This window comes from Phenylobacterium sp. (assembly GCF_965229015.1).
GTDB lineage: Bacteria > Pseudomonadota > Alphaproteobacteria > Caulobacterales > Caulobacteraceae > Phenylobacterium.
Genome location: NZ_CBDDIM010000002.1, coordinates 151,046 through 167,002, shown reverse-complemented (window position 1 = coordinate 167,002; position 15,957 = coordinate 151,046). Strand labels below are relative to the sequence as shown.

Annotated in this window: 19 protein-coding genes and 2 tRNA genes; 9 read left to right on the top strand and 12 right to left on the bottom strand. The window is 71.9% G+C overall.

Going from position 1 to position 15,957, the window contains the following annotated elements; genetic code table 11:
* Positions 1-79 precede the first annotated feature (79 nt).
* From ACO06I_RS17030 to ACO06I_RS17020, 3 genes are all read right to left on the bottom strand, one after another.
* Positions 80-1,666 (bottom strand): alginate O-acetyltransferase AlgX-related protein, encoded by a 1,587-nt coding sequence (locus ACO06I_RS17030; protein ID WP_421933810.1) that lies wholly within the window; start codon positions 1,664-1,666, stop codon positions 80-82.
* Positions 1,667-1,670: 4 nt separating this feature from the next.
* Positions 1,671-3,113, bottom strand: a complete 1,443-nt coding sequence (locus ACO06I_RS17025) for an MBOAT family O-acyltransferase (protein ID WP_421933809.1) — start codon at positions 3,111-3,113, stop codon at positions 1,671-1,673.
* Between the two features lie 89 nt (positions 3,114-3,202).
* Positions 3,203-3,278: transfer RNA gene (locus tag ACO06I_RS17020), tRNA-Ala, on the bottom strand.
* A 108-nt stretch (positions 3,279-3,386) separates the two neighbouring features.
* Here ACO06I_RS17020 and ACO06I_RS17015 point away from each other — a divergent pair.
* Both ACO06I_RS17015 and ACO06I_RS17010 read left to right on the top strand, forming a co-directional pair.
* The gene (locus ACO06I_RS17015) at positions 3,387-3,692 is read left to right on the top strand and encodes a YggT family protein (RefSeq protein WP_421933808.1); all 306 of its coding nucleotides are present in this window, start codon (positions 3,387-3,389) and stop codon (positions 3,690-3,692) included.
* Entirely contained in the window at positions 3,692-3,976 is a 285-nt protein-coding gene (locus ACO06I_RS17010) for a DUF167 family protein (protein ID WP_421933807.1), read from the top strand. The genes ACO06I_RS17015 and ACO06I_RS17010 overlap by 1 nt, the downstream gene beginning before the upstream one ends.
* 4 nt (positions 3,977-3,980) lie before the next feature.
* Here ACO06I_RS17010 and ACO06I_RS17005 read toward each other — a convergent pair whose 3' ends face one another.
* Together ACO06I_RS17005 and ACO06I_RS17000 are read right to left on the bottom strand one after the other, a co-directional pair.
* Entirely contained in the window at positions 3,981-5,279 is a 1,299-nt protein-coding gene (locus tag ACO06I_RS17005) for an ammonium transporter (protein WP_421933806.1), read from the bottom strand.
* Positions 5,280-5,382: 103 nt separating this feature from the next.
* Complete coding sequence (locus tag ACO06I_RS17000) at positions 5,383-5,847, bottom strand: chemotaxis protein CheW (RefSeq protein WP_421933805.1); 465 nt, start codon at positions 5,845-5,847, stop codon at positions 5,383-5,385.
* Between the two features lie 203 nt (positions 5,848-6,050).
* On the opposite strand from ACO06I_RS17000, the gene ACO06I_RS16995 reads away from it, so the two are divergent.
* Positions 6,051-6,803 carry an SIR2 family NAD-dependent protein deacylase gene (locus ACO06I_RS16995; protein ID WP_421933804.1) on the top strand — a complete coding sequence of 251 codons (753 nt, stop codon included), beginning with the start codon at positions 6,051-6,053 and terminating at the stop codon, positions 6,801-6,803.
* A 9-nt stretch (positions 6,804-6,812) separates the two neighbouring features.
* Here the strand turns inward: ACO06I_RS16995 and ACO06I_RS16990 are convergent, their stop codons facing one another.
* A complete protein-coding gene (locus ACO06I_RS16990) occupies positions 6,813-7,106 on the bottom strand; it encodes a hypothetical protein (protein ID WP_421933803.1) in 294 nt (97 codons plus the stop codon).
* 173 nt (positions 7,107-7,279) lie between these two features.
* Between ACO06I_RS16990 and ACO06I_RS16985 the strand changes: the two genes are divergently transcribed.
* Complete coding sequence (locus ACO06I_RS16985) at positions 7,280-7,507, top strand: helix-turn-helix domain-containing protein (RefSeq protein WP_421933802.1); 228 nt, start codon at positions 7,280-7,282, stop codon at positions 7,505-7,507.
* On the opposite strand, the gene ACO06I_RS16980 is transcribed toward ACO06I_RS16985, so the two are convergent.
* From ACO06I_RS16980 to hemC, 6 genes are all read right to left on the bottom strand, one after another.
* Positions 7,504-7,950 (bottom strand): hypothetical protein, encoded by a 447-nt coding sequence (locus ACO06I_RS16980; protein ID WP_421933801.1) that lies wholly within the window; start codon positions 7,948-7,950, stop codon positions 7,504-7,506. The two genes, ACO06I_RS16985 and ACO06I_RS16980, sit on opposite strands and share 4 nt — an antisense overlap.
* Positions 7,951-8,037: 87 nt before the next feature.
* Positions 8,038-8,113: transfer RNA gene (locus ACO06I_RS16975), tRNA-Thr, on the bottom strand.
* Positions 8,114-8,154: 41 nt separating this feature from the next.
* On the bottom strand, positions 8,155-9,681 hold the full coding sequence (locus tag ACO06I_RS16970) for a heme biosynthesis protein HemY (RefSeq protein WP_421933800.1): 1,527 nt from the start codon (positions 9,679-9,681) through the stop codon (positions 8,155-8,157).
* Complete coding sequence (locus tag ACO06I_RS16965; protein ID WP_421933799.1) at positions 9,678-10,556, bottom strand: COG4223 family protein; 879 nt, start codon at positions 10,554-10,556, stop codon at positions 9,678-9,680. The genes ACO06I_RS16970 and ACO06I_RS16965 overlap by 4 nt, the downstream gene beginning before the upstream one ends.
* A 3-nt stretch (positions 10,557-10,559) precedes the next feature.
* On the bottom strand, positions 10,560-11,252 hold the full coding sequence (locus ACO06I_RS16960; RefSeq protein WP_421933798.1) for a uroporphyrinogen-III synthase: 693 nt from the start codon (positions 11,250-11,252) through the stop codon (positions 10,560-10,562).
* Positions 11,253-11,304: 52 nt separating this feature from the next.
* Positions 11,305-12,258 carry a hydroxymethylbilane synthase gene (hemC, locus tag ACO06I_RS16955; protein WP_421933797.1) on the bottom strand — a complete coding sequence of 318 codons (954 nt, stop codon included), beginning with the start codon at positions 12,256-12,258 and terminating at the stop codon, positions 11,305-11,307.
* 68 nt (positions 12,259-12,326) lie between these two features.
* On the opposite strand from hemC, the gene tsaD reads away from it, so the two are divergent.
* Genes tsaD through ACO06I_RS16930 form a run of 5 tightly spaced genes read left to right on the top strand, consistent with a single transcriptional unit; the run spans position 12,327 to position 15,842 of the window.
* The gene (gene tsaD, locus ACO06I_RS16950) at positions 12,327-13,415 is read left to right on the top strand and encodes a tRNA (adenosine(37)-N6)-threonylcarbamoyltransferase complex transferase subunit TsaD (protein WP_421933796.1); all 1,089 of its coding nucleotides are present in this window, start codon (positions 12,327-12,329) and stop codon (positions 13,413-13,415) included.
* Positions 13,412-14,410 (top strand): NAD(P)H-dependent glycerol-3-phosphate dehydrogenase, encoded by a 999-nt coding sequence (locus ACO06I_RS16945; protein WP_421933795.1) that lies wholly within the window; start codon positions 13,412-13,414, stop codon positions 14,408-14,410. The genes tsaD and ACO06I_RS16945 overlap by 4 nt, the downstream gene beginning before the upstream one ends.
* Positions 14,411-14,419: 9 nt before the next feature.
* Positions 14,420-14,704 (top strand): YciI family protein, encoded by a 285-nt coding sequence (locus ACO06I_RS16940; RefSeq protein ID WP_421933794.1) that lies wholly within the window; start codon positions 14,420-14,422, stop codon positions 14,702-14,704.
* The gene (locus ACO06I_RS16935) at positions 14,701-15,069 is read left to right on the top strand and encodes a Rieske (2Fe-2S) protein (RefSeq protein WP_421933793.1); all 369 of its coding nucleotides are present in this window, start codon (positions 14,701-14,703) and stop codon (positions 15,067-15,069) included. Before ACO06I_RS16940 ends, ACO06I_RS16935 begins: the two co-directional genes overlap by 4 nt.
* A 56-nt stretch (positions 15,070-15,125) precedes the next feature.
* Entirely contained in the window at positions 15,126-15,842 is a 717-nt protein-coding gene (locus ACO06I_RS16930; protein WP_421933792.1) for a class I SAM-dependent methyltransferase, read from the top strand.
* Positions 15,843-15,957: the final 115 nt, after the last annotated feature.

Genomic DNA, 15,957 nt, shown 5'->3' with positions numbered 1-15,957 from the left:
AAGCTAGACACCGGTTCGGGCGGATTTTTGGCCGGACGCGGCGCGACCCTAGCCTTGCCGGATGAACAAGCCGTTGGGCTCAGGGGCGCACCAACCCCTGCGGACCCTGGCAGCCGATCCAGCCCGACGCCGCGCGGCGATAGACCCGCAGGCCGTAGGTCCCCGCGGGCAGGCCCTCGACGCTGAGGCTGGTGGAGAAGCCGCTGGGCTGGGCGACAGGGCGCTTGAAGGCGGCCGCCACGTCGGGCCGCGCCTGGTCGATCGCCAGGGGCTGGAGGAAGTCACCGGCCGCGCCGCTGAGGCGTACGGCGCCCTCGGTGGGGCTGGCCTTGACCGACAGGTCCGAGATCCAGCCCGCCACCACCAGGCCGCGGGCGTCCATCAGGGCCTGGTCGACATTGCAGCCCGGGGTGGGGACCGCGGCGTCCAGCCCCGCGAAGGCGGCGCCGGCCCGCGCCACCGGCGCGAACCGCCCTCGGGACGGGGCCGAGGGCGCCAGAGGGCCGTGGGCCGGGGCGCGCGGCAGGGCGGCCTCGATGCGGGCCTCGGCGGCCTCCGACACCGCCGGCGAGCCGCGCATGACGAAGCCCAGGCCGTGCTCCTGGACCTCCAGCATGACGACGTCGGGATGGAACCGGTCGATCAGGTCCTGGCGCCAGAAGCCGTCGTCGATATGGGTCAGGATCACCCGGCTGAAGTGCCCCAGCAGGAAGGGCGTCAGGGCGTTTGAGAACGAGTCCCGGGTCAGCAGCAGGGTGGGCTTGCCCGCCTGGCCGGTGTCCACCAGCTGGGGCGCCGTCCACCCGCGGCGCTCGGAGAGCCAGCTGGTCCGGTAGCCGGCGGCGGCGGGATCGAGATAGCCGCGGTAGTGGATCGGCACGAAGCTGGCCACCCCCAGCATCAGGGCCAGGTCGCGCGGCGGATTGACCCCGTTCACCACCGGCCGGAAGTCGCTGAGCGGCCGGGTCTGGGCCGCCACGCCTTGGGCGCGCAGGCGGGCCATGATCTGGACGTAGCCGGCATAGGCGGCGTCGCCGGTCCAATGGGTGTCGTGGCGGCTGAAGGCCGGGACGCCCGCGGCCTTCACCGCCGCCACCGCGTCGTGCAGGTGGACCACGTGGCCGGGCTCGGTCCGGGCGGCCAGTTGCGCCAGGCGCAGGCTGGTCCGGCCAGGATTGGGGCCCGAATACCAGGCGGGGCCGAGCTCGGGATAGATGGTCTCCTTGGCCGGGGGGACCACCACCAGATAGGGGCGGCCGTGCAGGGCCTCGACGCGGCCCGACAGGCCCCGCAGCCACTCGGCGGCCTGGGCGTCGTCCACCGCCCCCACGCCCCGGGCCGGGCCCAGGCGCGAGCCGTCGTTGTAGAACAGCCAGCCGTCGCGCCCGGCCAGCACCCGGTCGGAGCCGCTGTCGCCGATCCGCAGGCGGGCGAGGTTGAGAGAACCGATCAGGAAGGGCCGGGCCGGGAAGCGATCGGCCACATAGGCGTCGGTCCGGTGGCGCAGGTCGTCCAGGCCCGCCAACCCCGTCCAGGCCGGCGGCCCGGCCAGGACCCGGCCCTCCTGCAGCTGGGGCGGCCTGGCCAGGTGGGGCAGGAGGAAGGCGGCGGCCATCAGGACCAGGATGGTGGCGATCAGGCCTCGGCGCGGGATCGGGGTGTCCATCGCCTCAGAACCGGAAATAGAGGAACGGATTGAGGGTCGAATTGACCAGGACCGCGATGCTGACCACGAAGCCCGCCGCCAGGACCGGAGTGGGCAGGACATAGGCGCCGCGGGTGTCCAGATGGGCCGCCAGGCGAGGCGAGGGGGCGTCGGAGCGCCGGGCCTTCAACCCCCCCATCAGGGCCTGCAGGGTCGGGACAGCGAAGACGGCGCCGGCCACGAAGGCGGCGATCACCTCGGTGTCCAGCAGGTGACGCAGGGCCACCCCCAGGGGCTTGAAGCCGTGCGGATCGAACATCGCCGCCAGATAGGCCAGGGCCTGGGGCAGGTCGGCGGCGCGGAAGAAGACCCAGCCCACCATCACCACCGCCACGGCGTAGAGATGGCGCAGGGGCCGCGGCGCGGCGGCCAGGACCCGGTCCAGGCCGTACCGCTCCAGCATCAGGAAGGCCCCGTGATAGAGACCCCAGACGATGAAGCTCCAGGCCGCCCCGTGCCACAGGCCGGTGAGGAAGAAGACGATCAGCAGGTTGCGGACGGTCCTGGTCTGGCCGCCCCGGTTCCCCCCAAGCGGGATGTAGACATAGTCCCGGAACCAGGAGGACAGCGACATGTGCCAGCGCCGCCAGAAGTCGGTCAGCGAGGTCGCCGCATAGGGGTGGTCGAAGTTCTTCGGGAAGGTGAAGCCCAGCATGAAGGCCAGACCGATCGCCATGTTGGAATAGCCGCAGAAGTCGAAGTATATCTGCAGGGTGTAGGCGAGCGTCCCCAGCCAGGCGGCCGTCGCGCTCAGGGTCCCGGGCGGCAGGCCGAAGGCGTGGTCGGCCACGGGCGCCACGGTGTTGGCGATCAGCACCTTCTGGCACAGGCCGACGATGAAGTACTGGAACCCCAGCCCCACCCGGCCCGACCCCCGGCGGTCGGCGTGCAGTTCCTCGGCGATGTCGGCGTAGCGGACGATGGGCCCGGCGATCAGGTGCGGGAACATCAGGATATAGGCCGAAAACCGCGCCAGGGAGGCCTCCGCCGGCACGGCGCGGCGCCAGACGTCGACGGCGTAGCTGATCAGCTGGAAGGTGAAGAAGGAGATGCCCAGCGGCAGGCGGTGGGTCAGCTCCGGCAGGGGCGCCCCGGGCAGGATCTCGTTGAGCGTGTGGGCCAGGAAGCCGGCATATTTGAACCAGGCCAGGACCCCCAGATCCAGCACGATCATGGCGGTCAGGATCAGGCGGCGCCGCGCGGGCGCCTGGGCCCGGTCCAGGGCGCGGGCCCCGGCGTAGTTGGCGCCGATCAGGGCCAGCAGCAGGAGGACATAGGCCCCCTCGCCCCAGACGTAGAAGGCCACGCTGCCGACCAGCAGGGCGCCCGTACGCCAGCCGCTGACGTAATAGCCAAGCAGGAAGACGGGCAGGAAATAGAAGATGAAGATGATGGACGAGAAGACCATCCGCCCCCCAACGCTGGCCGCCCGGTTGTGGCAGGCTTGGTCCCGGGCGGCAAGGCGCGCCGGGCCCGATCAGGCTGTCGGAAGGTTCCTGGTGGAGCCGAGGGGAATCGAACCCCTGACCTCCTCATTGCGAACGAGGCGCTCTACCATCTGAGCTACGGCCCCAGGAGGCGCGGAATAAGCGTTTTCGGACCCCTCGTGTCAAGCCGCAGAAATGCGCGACGACGACGCAGCGCCTTGCCAGCGACACAGGAGCCCCTTTAAACCGGGGCCATGGGCAGCTTCCTCTACTTCATCGTCAATTCGCTCCTGGGCCTTTTGATCTTCGCGATCTTCGCCAACGCCATCATCTCGTGGCTGGTGGCCTTCGACGTGATCAATCTGCGCAACCAGGTGGTCTACAACATCGCCAAGTTCCTGGACGCGGTGACGCACCCGATCCTGGCGCCGTTCCAGCGGATCATTCCGCCGCTGGGCGGGGTGGATATCAGCCCGATCATCGTCCTGCTGATCCTGCAGGGCATCAAGGCCTACCTGCTGCCGATGGCGTTCGGGCCCCTCGTCGCCCTGATGGGCTGATGCGCCTGCCCGTCCGGGTCACGCCCAAGGGCGGCCGTGACGCGGTGGAGGGCTGGGCGACCGATCCCGAGGGCCGGCCCTATCTGAAGGTTCGGGTGAGCACGGTGGCCGCCGAGGGCGCGGCCAACGCCGCGGTGCTCGTCCTGCTGGCCAAGACCCTGAAGCGGCCCAAGTCGGCCCTGCGCATCGCCTCGGGCGAGACCGCGCGGGTGAAGATGATCGAGGTGGAGTCCGCCACCGAGGCGGACTTCGAGGCCGCCTTCGGCCCCAAGCCCGCCCCGTGAGGTTTCAGGGATTGTAGGCCCGCTCGCCGTGGGCCGACATGTCCAGGCCCTCGTCCACCGCATCGTCGGTGGCCCGCAGGCCCGTCGTGCGGCGTACCAGGAAGACCAGGACCAGGGTGGCGATCCCCGACCAGGCGCAGACCGCGGCCACCCCCAGGATCTGGGTCAGGGCCTGGGACCCCATGGTCATGCCCGGCGCATAGCCGGCCCCGCCGAGACCGGCGCTGGCCAGGATCGCCACCAGCAAGGTTCCGAGGATGCCCCCCACCCCGTGGACGGCGAAGACGTCGAGGCTGTCGTCGATCTTCAGGCGGTGCTTCACCAGGTCCACGGCCTGGTAGCAGACCAGGGAGCCGGCGGCCCCCAGGATCACGCCCCCCAGGGGGCCGACGAAGCCCGAGGCCGGGGTGACGGTGGCCAGGCCCGCCACCACGCCGGTGACCAGGCCCACCATGCTGGGACGCCCGAACCGCTTCCACTCGATGGCCGCCCAGACCAGGCCCGCCGTGGCGGCCGAGAGGTGGGTGGCGATCAGGGCCGATCCCGCGTTCCCGTCGGCGGCCAGGGCGCTGCCGGCGTTGAAGCCGTACCAGCCGACCCAGAGCATGCCGGCGCCCATCATGGTCATGCCCGGATTGTGCGGCGGCGAGAGGTCGCGGGGGAAGCCGTCGCGCGGGCCGAGGCGCCAGGCGATCAGCAGGGCCGAGACCCCGGCCGTGGCGTGGACCACCAGGCCGCCGGCATAGTCCATGACGTGCAGGCCCGCGAGCCAGCCGCCGCCCCAGACCCAGTGGCAGACCGGGGCGTAGACCACCAGCAGCCAGAGGCCGGAGAACAGCAGGACGGCGGAGAACTTGATGCGCTCGACGAAGGCCCCGACGATCAGGGCCGGGGTGATGACCGCGAAGGTCATCTGGAAGGCGAAGAAGACGCTCTCCGGCAACTTGCCCACCACCGCGTCGCGGCCCACCGAGACCAGGCCCAGCTTGGCCAGGTCGCCGATCAGCGGGCCGGTTCCGGAGAAGGACAGGCTGTAGCCGGCCAGCAACCACAGCACCGAGCCCAGGCAGGCGATGGCCACGCAGTGGGTCATCACCGACAGCACGTTCTTGCCGCGCACCAGGCCGGCGTAGAAGAGGGCGAGGCCCGGCAGGGTCATGAACAGGACGAGCGCCGTGGCGCTGAGCACCCAGGCGGTGTCGCCGTGATCGATGGCTGGCGCGGCGCCTTGCGCCAGGGCCGGCGAGGCCAGGGCCACGCCCAAGATCAGCGCGCCCCACCGCGCCAGCGTCCGAACCGTCATGCCCGCTCCCCCGAGTCCCCAAGCTGGGGCCCTGGCTACAGCAGACTCTGCCCGTTGTGCAGGCAGAATTTTTCAGACGGCGCGTAAAAAGCGGGCAGGGCGCCTAGGCGGCCAGGACGATGGGCTCGGCCGGCAGGACATTGTCCAGGGACAGCAGGCTGACGATGCCGGTGTCGGTGGTCATCACCCCGTTGACGTATTGCAGGGAGTCGAAGGTGCCCACGTCCGGCGGGGTCTGGATCAGGCCCTCGGTGACGGTGAGGATGTCGGAGACCGCGTCCACCACCAGGCCCACCTGGGCCTCGCCGATCTGGGCCACCACCACCACGGAGGAGGCGTTGGGTTCGGCCGGGCCCAGGCCCAGGCGCGAGCCCAGGTCGATCACCGGCAGGATGGCGCCGCGCAGGTTCATCATCCCCAGGACGTGGGGCGGGGCGTGGGGCAGGGGCGTGGCGGCGGTCCAGCCGCGAATCTCCCGGACAGCCATGATGTCGATGGCGTAGGCCTGGTCGCCGATACGGATCGAGATCAGCTCCGCGCCGGGCTGGGGAATATGCGAGCGGTCCATGCTTAGAATTCTCCCAAGCGTTGCCTTCGAGGGTCGAACTCGCCGCGCGGCGCCCTTTTTGGGCGCGCTGCCGACGAGGCCTGCTCAACCTCGATCGCCTTATCCCACGGAACCCACTCGATTTTATTAACAGCGAAGGTTACCGAAACCTGCGCGGGCCGGTCGGGTTGCGCCCGCGCGCCCGCCGCGCCTAACCTCGACCGATGACACGCAATCCCCGCCAGGACCTGGCCGCCCTGATCGGCGAGGCCCGACGCATCGTGGCCTTCACCGGGGCCGGCATCTCCACGGAATCCGGCATTCCCGACTTCCGGTCCCCGGGCGGGGTGTGGAGCAAGATGACCCCGATCAACTTCCAGGACTTCGTGGCCGATCCCGACAAGCGCCGGGAGGCCTGGACGCGAGCCTTCTCCGGCCGCGCCGGCTGGGTCGGGGCCGCCCCCAACGAGGGCCACTACGCCCTGGTGCGGCTGATGGAGCAGGGCAAGCTCTCCAGCGTCATCACCCAGAACGTCGACAACCTGCACCAGGATAGCGGCATCCCGCCGGCCCGCGTCATCGAGCTGCACGGCAACGCCAGCTACGCCACCTGCCTGGACTGCGGCCTGCGCCACGAGCTGGCGGACCTCAAGGCGCGGTTCGTGGCCACCGACGAGCTGCCCGTCTGCCAGGCCTGCGGCGGCATCGTGAAGACCGCCACCATCTCCTTCGGCCAGCCGCTCAAGCCCGACGTCCTCAAGCGCGCCGAGCGCGAGAGCCTCAACAGCGACCTCTTCCTGGTGCTGGGGTCGTCCCTGGTGGTCTATCCGGCCGCGGCCCTGCCCCAGGTGGCCAAGCGCAACGGGGCGGCCCTGGCCATCGTCAACCGCGACCCCACCGACCTGGACGACCTGGCCGACCTGGTGCTCAACGACGAGATCGGGCCGGTGATGAGCGAGGTCGCCGCGAGTCTCTAGTGGATTCGGCTAGCCCGGCTTGACCGGACGGGCCCTCAGCTTGGCCGGCGGCGGATCGGCGCGGAAGTCTCCCACCAGGCCGATCTTGGCGTTGCAGGACGGACAGCGGATGACCACGTCGTCGGCCAGCTCATCGCCCACATTGAAGCCGGCCCCGCAGGGCTTGCACTTCCAGGCGAAGGTCTGAACCGGCGGCGGAGGCGGGGGCGGCGGCGCCTTGGGACGAATCGGCTCCGGGCCCAGAGGCCGCGTCGGCGGGTTCTTCAGGCTGAGAATCTTGCGGGGGCGGGGTTCGTCGGTCATGCGGCGCTTCGGGATCTGCAGGCGACAGGCGCCGCGTCGGGGTCCGAACTAGGCCTCTTGCCCAACCGGGGCAAGCCGCGCGCGACGCCGCGCCGCAAGGCCCCCACGATCGGCGGTGAATTTTTAACGCTCATCGCCTAGAATCAGCGGAATTCGCCGTGGAGACCGGTTCCATGCTGACCCCCGAATGCTGCCGCGCCGGCCGCGCCCTGCTCGACTGGAGCCTCAAGGACCTGGCCGAGAAGTCGGGCGTGGCCTTCACCACCATCTCCCAGTTCGAGAACGGCCGCCCCGCCCACGGGACCACACAGCAGCGCCTGGCCCAGGCCCTCGAGCGCAACGGCGTCAAGCTGATGGTGGAGGACGCCTGGATGGGCGCCGTCCTGGTCCGCCGGGGCTAGACCTCGACGCCGGACTCCCGCATCAGCCGCACCAGGCGCTTGAGCAGGGTGGCGTTCTGCTTGGCCATGGCCAGGACCATCTCCGGATTGCGGGTCTCGTTGGCCCCCACCAGGCCGTCCTCGGTGTCGATCAGGGACCCGGCGTCGATCAGCTTCTGGATGCGCCGCCGCGCGGTCTCGTAGGAGAGGCCCAGAGACAGGGCCACGGCGTTGCGGCTGATGGGCCGCTTGATCTCGAAGGGCTCGGGCTGGTCGATCGCCCCATACCGCAGGGACTGGGCCGGGTCGGCGCTGAGGTGGGCCACATTGGCCACAGCCACGGTGGACAGGATCAGGGCGTCGAGGGGGTCGTGGGTCCCGCCGCGCAGGACCGCGCTGTAGATCGAGATCACATAGTCCATGGACAGCCGGGAGATCAGCCGGATGTGCCGGGGGTCGTCCATGTGCCGATTCCGTCGCGGGGGGTGGGAAATCCCTGACGTGATTCGCCGCGGGCGGGGACGCCTGGATTTGCGGATCGGAAGGAAGGGTGGTGCCGCTTAGGTGACTCGAACACCTGACCCCATCATTACGAATGATGTGCTCTACCAGCTGAGCTAAAGCGGCCTAAACCTCGTGGATCGGCGAACCGGTCCGCGCGGGAGCGCCTATTTAGCTGCTCTCGGCGCGCTCGCCAAGCGGCGTCGGGCCTGCGGTCGTCTCTGACCCACCGGCGGGGGCGGCGGGGGCTCCGGCGGCTCGTCGTCATAGAGGCCCTCATCCCCCTCATAGGGCGGCGGGGCGGCCTCGTGGGCGTGCAGGAACGGGGCGCTGTCGGCATAGGCGATGGGCAGTTCCGGCAGCTCGCTCATGGTCCGCTCGGCCCGTTCGTGGCGCGGATGGATCAGCTCGCCGGTCTCGGCATAGGCTGCGGTCAGCCGCGCCCAGTCGGCGGCCTGGTAGGCGAAGGCCTGGCCCTCGGGGTCCAGATCGCTCCAGTCGGCCTCCTGCGGGGCGCCGACCCCGCGCGCCATCCAGACCCGGGCCTCGTCCGGCTGGCCGGCGGCGAAAGCCACCCGCGCCATCAGGCCGGCGATGCGGGCGGTGACCGGTTCGGCCTCCAGGGTCTTGGCCGCCTCGCGGGCGCGGGCCGGGGTTCCCCCGATCAGGGCCTGCTCGACGAACAGGATGCGGCTCTCCCGGGCGTCGGGATTGAGTCGGGCCAGGTCGCTGAGCCGCTCGGCCCTCTGGCGGGGCGTCTCGCTGGTCTTCAGGTCGCGATAGGCCAGCCACAGGGCCGGGTGCGGCGCCACCTTCCAGGCGGATTCGATCACCTGGGCGGCGCGGTTGGCCTTGCCCTCGACGGCCAGCAGCCGGGCGGCCATCACCACGCCGGGCGCGAAGCCGGGCTGCAGCTTGGCGGCCTCCACGGCGTAGTCGGCGGCCTGGCCGCGGGCCTTGGGGTCCAGGGAGGTCTCGAGCTGGGCGGCCGAGGCGGCCAGCAGGGCGGCGCGGGCCCGCTCGGCGACGATGGGGGAGACGATCTTGCGGTCGAGGGCGGTCTTCACCAGGTCCAGGGCCCCGTCCCAGTCGCCGGCCTCCAGCCGCGCCTCCAGCAGGGCGCGCCAGGCCCAGCGGGCGGTGCGGCCCTGGCCGAAGGCCTGCTCGGCGTGGCGCAGGGCGCCGGGCTTGTCGCCCTGGGCCAGGGCCAGCTGCATCAGGCCCTTGTGGCCGGCCAGCCGCATCTCGGGGAAGCCCAGCATGGCCGAATAGGCCGCCTGGGCGGCGATGGCGTCGCCGGCGGCCTCGGCGGCCTGGGCGGCCAGCACCCGGACCAGGCCCGGCGCCTCGTCGGCCAGGTCGGCGGCCTTCAGGGCCAGGCGGCGGGCCTCGGAGCCGTCGCCGGCGGCGGCGGCCAGGAAGCCGCGGGTCAGGGTCTCGTTGGCCTGGCGGCGGCGGGCGTCGGCCCGGGCCCGCTCGGCCCGGCGCGGGGCCTCCATCACCCACAGGAGCAGCCGCCAGCCGATCATGGCGCCCAAGGCCCCCATCAGGGTGATCAGCACCATGGCCGCGGCGGTCATGTCGGCCCGCCAGCCCAGCCAGACGATGCTGGCGTGGCCGGGCTCGCCGGTGACGGCCAGGATGGCGGTGGCGGTCGCCACCACCAGGAAGATGACGATGGCGGTGCGGATCATGCCCCGCTCCGGGCCAGCCGGGCGAGGTCCTCCAGGGCCTGGACGCGGACCGCGGAGACGCGGCGGTCGATGTCGGCCCGGTTCTCGGCGGCGGCGCGCCAGGGGGCGATGGCGTCGCGGCCGGCCGGGGGCAGGCCGTCCAGGGTCTTCAGGGCGTGGTCGAGGTCGCCCTCCTCCACCTGGCGTTCGGCCCGGGCCAGCAGGGCGTCGATCCCCGTGCCCGGCACGTCGCCCACCTGGCGCAGGGTGACGACGCGGGACAGGGCGGCGGCCAGGCGGGCGCCGAGGCCGGCCCCTTCCCCCGGCGCGCGGGCGGCGCCGGCGGCGCGGGCGGCGTAGTCGGGGAAACTGGCGGCCAGGGCCGCGCGGCTGGGGGCGCCGCGCTCGGCGATCCGGCGCAGGGCGCGCAGCTCGGCCGAGGGGGGCGAGACCGCGTCGAGGGCGGCCAGTTCGTCGGCGAAGGGGCGGGAGGTCTGGGCCGCCTCCATCAGGGCTGCGGCGGCGAGCGCCGAGGCCGCGGCCTCGGCGGTGCGCGACTGCTCGGCCTCCAGGGCGTCGATCCGCTCGGTGAGGCGGATCACCGCCTCGGAGGTCGGCGGCGGCGGGGTCTCGGCGGCCAGGGGCAGGGCGGCCTCGACCGGGGCGGGACCGCTGGCGGGCGCGGCGCCGGGGGCGACGGCCGCGGCGCTGGCCGGCGCCGCCGGCTTGACCGGGAAGAGCTGGGGTCCGAATCGGGAGATGCCGAAGCCGGCGAGGATGCACAGCACCCCGAACGCGATCAGGGCCCAGAACCCGGGCCCCATGAGCCTTGAGCGGCCATAGGAGGCGGGATCCCGGGGGGCCGAAAGTTCGACGGGGTCCGGAGCTATGCTCATGATCTAACGGTCTATCAGATTAAGCAGCGCCGCTTCGAGAGGAAAGGGCGCGAACACCTTGGCCGAAAGCTTGGCGCGCGTAAGCGGCTTCATCACCGCCTTGGAGAGGCACAGCGCCCGCAGCTGCGGCAGCGGGTGGTCCTTGAGCAGGTCGGCCAGCACCTTGGCGGCCTTGGGCGAGTGCAGCAGGGCCGCGTCCAGGCTCGGCAGGACCTCCAGCACCTCGGGGGTCAGCTCCGCCGGGCCGGTGTCGTAGAGGATCAGGCGCCGCGCCTCGATCCCGTGCTTTTCCAAGGCGCTCACCAGATCTCCGGCCGGCTCGGCGGCGCCCGGATGCAGGACGCAGCCCTTGAGGTCGCGCTTGCGGGCGGCGATGCCCTCGGCCAGGGCCTCGACGTCGCCGTCGGCCGACAGCACGTTCTTGAACCCGGCCGCCCGGACCGCCTGGGCCGTGGCCGAGCCCACGGCGAACACCCGCAGTGACCGCTCCGGCGTGGCCTCGATGAAGGCGCGCACGCCGTTGGCGCTGGTGAAGGCCAGCGCGCAGACGCCGGACAGGTCGATCTGCACCCCCTCGACGGGGCGCACCTCCAGCAGGGGCGCCACGAAGGCCTCGTGGCCCAGGGCGCGCACGCGGGCGGCGGTGGCCTCGGCGCCCGGCTGGGCGCGGGTGATCCAGATCTTACGGCTGCTCATCGTCCGCATACGGTTGAGCGAAGCTTGGCCTTAACGCAACCCTGGGCGGTCATCATGTCGCGTGCAGGGCGAGCAGGTCGCCGCCCTCCTCGAGCACCTGGGCGCCCAGGGCCAGGCCCAGTTCGCGGGCGACGGCCACGTGGTCGCCGGCCAGGACGGCCTCGCCCTCGCGGCGGAAACGGTGGATCCCGTCGGGGGACAGGGCCTCGACGATCAGGTGGATGCGGTCCCCCAGCAGGCGGGCGTGGGCGCCGATGGCGGTCTTGCAGGACCCCTCCAGGGCGGCCAGGGCCCCGCGCTCGGCGGCCACCGCGACGGTGGTGCCGGCGTGGCGCACGGCGTCGAGCCAGGCCAGGCCGATGTCGGCCTCGCGGGTCTCGATGGCCAGCGCCCCCTGGCCCGGGGCCGGCGGAACCTCGATGGGATCGATCAGGCTCTTGGGCAGGTGGCCCAGGCCCAGACGGTTGAGCCCCGACATGGCCAGAAGGATGGCGTCGGCGTCCCCGGCCTGCAGCTTGGCCAGGCGGGTGTCGACATTGCCCCGCAGCATCTGGACGTCGAGGTCCGGACGGCGGTGCAGGGACTGGGCCTGGCGGCGCAGGGAGGCGGTGCCCAGGCGCGCGCCCTGCGGCAGGTCCTCCAGCCGGTCGGCCTTGAGGGACAGGAAGGCGTCGCGGGGATCCTCCCGCTCGGGGATGGCGGCGATGGTCAGGCCGTCGGGGCAGACCGCCGGCATGTCCTTCAGCGAATGGATGGCGCAGTCGATGCGGCCCTCCAGCATCGCCTCCTCGATCTCCTTGGTGAACAGGCCCTTGCCGCCGATCTCCAGCAGGCGGCGGTCCTGGACCCGGTCGCCGGTGGTGGTGATGATGATCAGGGGCGCGACGCGTTCGGCGTCCTCGGGGGGCGCCCCGAGGGCCGCGGCGATACGGCGTTGCATCATGCCGGCCTGGGCCAGCGAAAGCTTGGAGCCGCGGGCTCCGATCCGGACAGGTTGCGTGGACACGGCGGGAGGGCTACCTCGGCGGGGACTGAGCCGTTGGCTACAGGACGGAACCCCAAGCCGCAACGCAGATGACCGACCTTACCCTCCTGGGCCTCGAAACAAGCTGCGACGAAACCGCCGCCTCCGTGGTCCGGCGGTCCGCCGACGGCCGCGTCGAGGTGCTGTCCTCCGTCATCGCCAGCCAGATCGCCGCCCACGCCCCCTATGGCGGGGTGGTGCCCGAGATCGCCGCCCGGGCCCATGTGGAGTCCATCGACGCCATCGCCGCCCAGGCCATGGCCGAGGCCGGCGTCACCTATGGCGACCTCTCCGGCGTGGCGGCCACCGCCGGCCCCGGCCTGGTGGGCGGGGTGATGGTGGGGCTGGCCTTCGGCAAGGCCGTGGCCCTGGCCCGCGGCCTGCCGCTGATCGCGGTCAATCACCTGGAGGGCCACGCGGTCTCGGCGCGCCTGGCCGCCGACATTCCCTATCCCTTCCTGCTGCTGCTGGTCTCCGGCGGCCATTGCCAGCTGCTGGCCGTGGAGGGCATTGGGGCCTGCACGCGTCTGGGCTCCACCATCGACGACGCCGCCGGCGAGGCCTTCGACAAGATCGCCAAGAGCCTCGGCCTGCCGTATCCGGGCGGGCCGGCCCTGGAAAAGCTGGCGGAGGGGGGCGATCCCACCGCCTTCACCCTGCCCCGCGCCCTGCTGGGGCGGCAGGGCTGCGACTTCTCCTTCTCCGGCCTGAAGACCGCCGCCGCCCGCCTGGCCGAGACCGTCACCAGCGAGGTCGAGCGAAGGAACCTGGCCGCCTGCGTCCAGACCGCCATCGCCCGCCAGCTCTCCGACCGCACCGAGCGGGCCATGGCCGCCTACGCCCTGACCCGCCAGGGCCGCGACCTGCGCTTCGTGGTCGCCGGCGGGGTGGCGGCCAACGGGGCGGTGCGGGCCAAGCTGCAGGAGACCGCCCGGGCCCGGGGCTTTTCCTTCGACGCCCCGCCGCTGGCCTACTGCACCGACAACGCCGCCATGATCGCCCTGGCCGGCGCCGAGCGTCTGGCGCTCGGCATGACCGATCCCCTGGACGCCCCGGCCCGGCCGCGCTGGCCCCTGGACGCCGCCGCGGCCTTGTCCAATCCCACCCACTCCTACGGTCGCAAGGGCGCAAAGGCATGAGCATGAAGACCGCGGGCGTGATCGGCGGCGGCGCCTGGGGCACGGCCCTGGCCCTGGTCTGCGGCCGCGCCGGCCTGACCACCACGCTCTGGGCCCGCGAGCCCGAGGTGGTCGACGCCATCCGCACCCAGGGGGAGAACAGCGTCTTCCTGCCCGGGATCAAGCTGGACCCCGCCTTCGCCGCCACCGGCGACCTGGCCGACCTGGCCGGCTGCGACCTGATCCTCAACGTCACCCCGGCCCAGCACCTGCGGGCCAGCCTGAGGGCCTTCGCGCCCCACGCCAGGCCCGGCGTCCCGATCCTGCTCTGCGCCAAGGGGGTGGAGCAGGGCACCCTGAAACTGATGACCGAGATCCTGGCCGAGACCCTGCCCCAGGCCGCCCCCGCCGTGCTGTCGGGGCCGAGCTTCGCGGGCGAGGTGGCCCGCGGCCTGCCCACCGCCGTGACCCTGGCCTGCCCCGACGAGGCGCTGGGCCGGGCCCTGGCCGAGGCCATCGCCAGCCCCCTGTTCCGCCCCTATGTGGCCACCGACATGGTGGGCGCCGAGATCGGCGGCTCGGTGAAGAACGTCCTGGCCATCGCCTGCGGAATCGTCGAGGGCCGCGGCCTGGGACGCAGCGCCCACGCCGCCCTGATCACCCGCGGCTTCGCCGAGCTGACCCGTCTGGCCGTGGCCCTGGGGGGCGAGGCCGAGACCGTCGCCGGCCTCTGCGGCCTGGGGGACCTGGTGCTCACCTGTTCCAGCGCCCAGTCGCGCAACAACCGCATCGGCCTGGCGCTCGGCCAGGGCATGAGCCTGGAGGCGGCCCTGGCCAGCCTCGGCGGCGCGGTGGCCGAGGGCGTGGCCTCGGCCCCGGCGGTGCGGGACCTCGCCGCCAAGGTCGGCGTGGAGATGCCGATCTCCGACGCCGTCGCCGCCATCCTGGCCGGCGAGGCCGATCTCGACACGGCCATCGCCGGCCTGCTCTCCCGACCCCTCAAGGCTGAACGCTAAGGAAGTCCCATGGCCCTCTTCGTCCTGATCTGCCTCGACAAGCCCGACTCGCTGGACCTGCGCATGGCCACCCGCCCGGCCCACCTGGCCTATGCCGGGACCTTCAGCGAGGTGGTGAAGCTGGGCGGGCCGATCCTGGACGACAAGGGCGACATGGCCGGCTCCCTGCTGGTGATGGAGGGCGAGAGCGCCGAGGTGGCCCGCGCCTTCAATCGCGACGACCCCTACACCCTGGCCGGCCTGTTCCAGAGCGTGCAGGTCCTGCCCTTCCGCGCCAGCATCGGAAACCTGTGACCCGGGACGGCGGGGACAATCCGGCCCGGCCGCCGGCCGGCGTCCGGCTCTGCGCCCTGGCCGACCTGGCCGATCCCGGGGCCAAGGGGTTCCGCTTCCGCCAGGACCAGTCGCTGTTCGCCGGCTTCCTGGTGCGCCAGGGGGACCAGGTGACCGGCTATGTCGATTCCTGCCCGCACAACGGCTGGCCCCTGGCGGTGATGGACGACCGCTACCTGACCCGGGAGGGCGACCGGATCATCTGCTCGGCCCACGGCGCCATGTTCCGCCCCGCCGACGGTCTCTGCGTGGCCGGCCCCTGCGCTGACGACCACCTGCGCCCCTGGCCGGTGACCGTGGCGGACGGCGAGATCCTCACCGCCTGACTCTTCCTTAACCCGCGGGCGCTAAGCCATCCGGGCCGAGACTTGAGGAGCCTGCCATGGCCGACGCCCTTCGCGCCCTTGCGACCATGAACCACCGGTTCGCGCCGCAATTCGCCAAGACCATGCTGGCCACGCCGCGCGCCGACGAGGACGCCGCGGCCTTCGCCCGGCATTGTCAGGCCAAGGGCTTCGAGTTCACCGAGGGCTGGGCCGACCAGAACATCCCCTTCGTCTCCCCCCTGCTGCGGGACTTCGCCGCCCAGCGCGGGTCGATCCGCTACATGGAGATCGGCGCCTATGAGGGGCGCAACCTGGCCTTCATGGACTGGCTGCTGCCGGCCAGGCTGGACGTCACGGTGATCGATCCCTGGTTCGACGAGGATCTGAATCCCGAAGAGAAGTACCACGCCGTCGAGCCGCGCTTCCAACGCAACACCGCCAAGCTCGGCTTCTCCAGCCTGACCACCCACAAGGGCTTCTCCACCTACGAGCTGCCCAGGATGCTGGAGCGGGGCGAGGCCTACGACCTGATCTATATCGACGGCTCCCACACCGCCTGGGCCGTCGGAGTGGACCTGGCCTTCTGCGCGGCCCTGCTGGAGGTCGGCGGCATGATGGTGCTGGACGACTACTGGCACCACGAGAGCGAAATCGGCGGGCCAGGCGTGAAGCAGGCGGTGGATCGCTTCCACGGAGTCTTCCACCGCTACTTTGATATCACCGCGGTCTATCGCCAGGTGGCCTTGACCAAGGTCAAAGAAATCCCGCGCTGATTACTGCCAAGCTTTCCTGAAGGCTTGCTCTGCGGTTTCGCCGCTGGAGTCGGCGACCGACCCTGACTGTTTGGGCGGCGCCTCACGCCATAGTTAATACAAAATAAAAGAATCC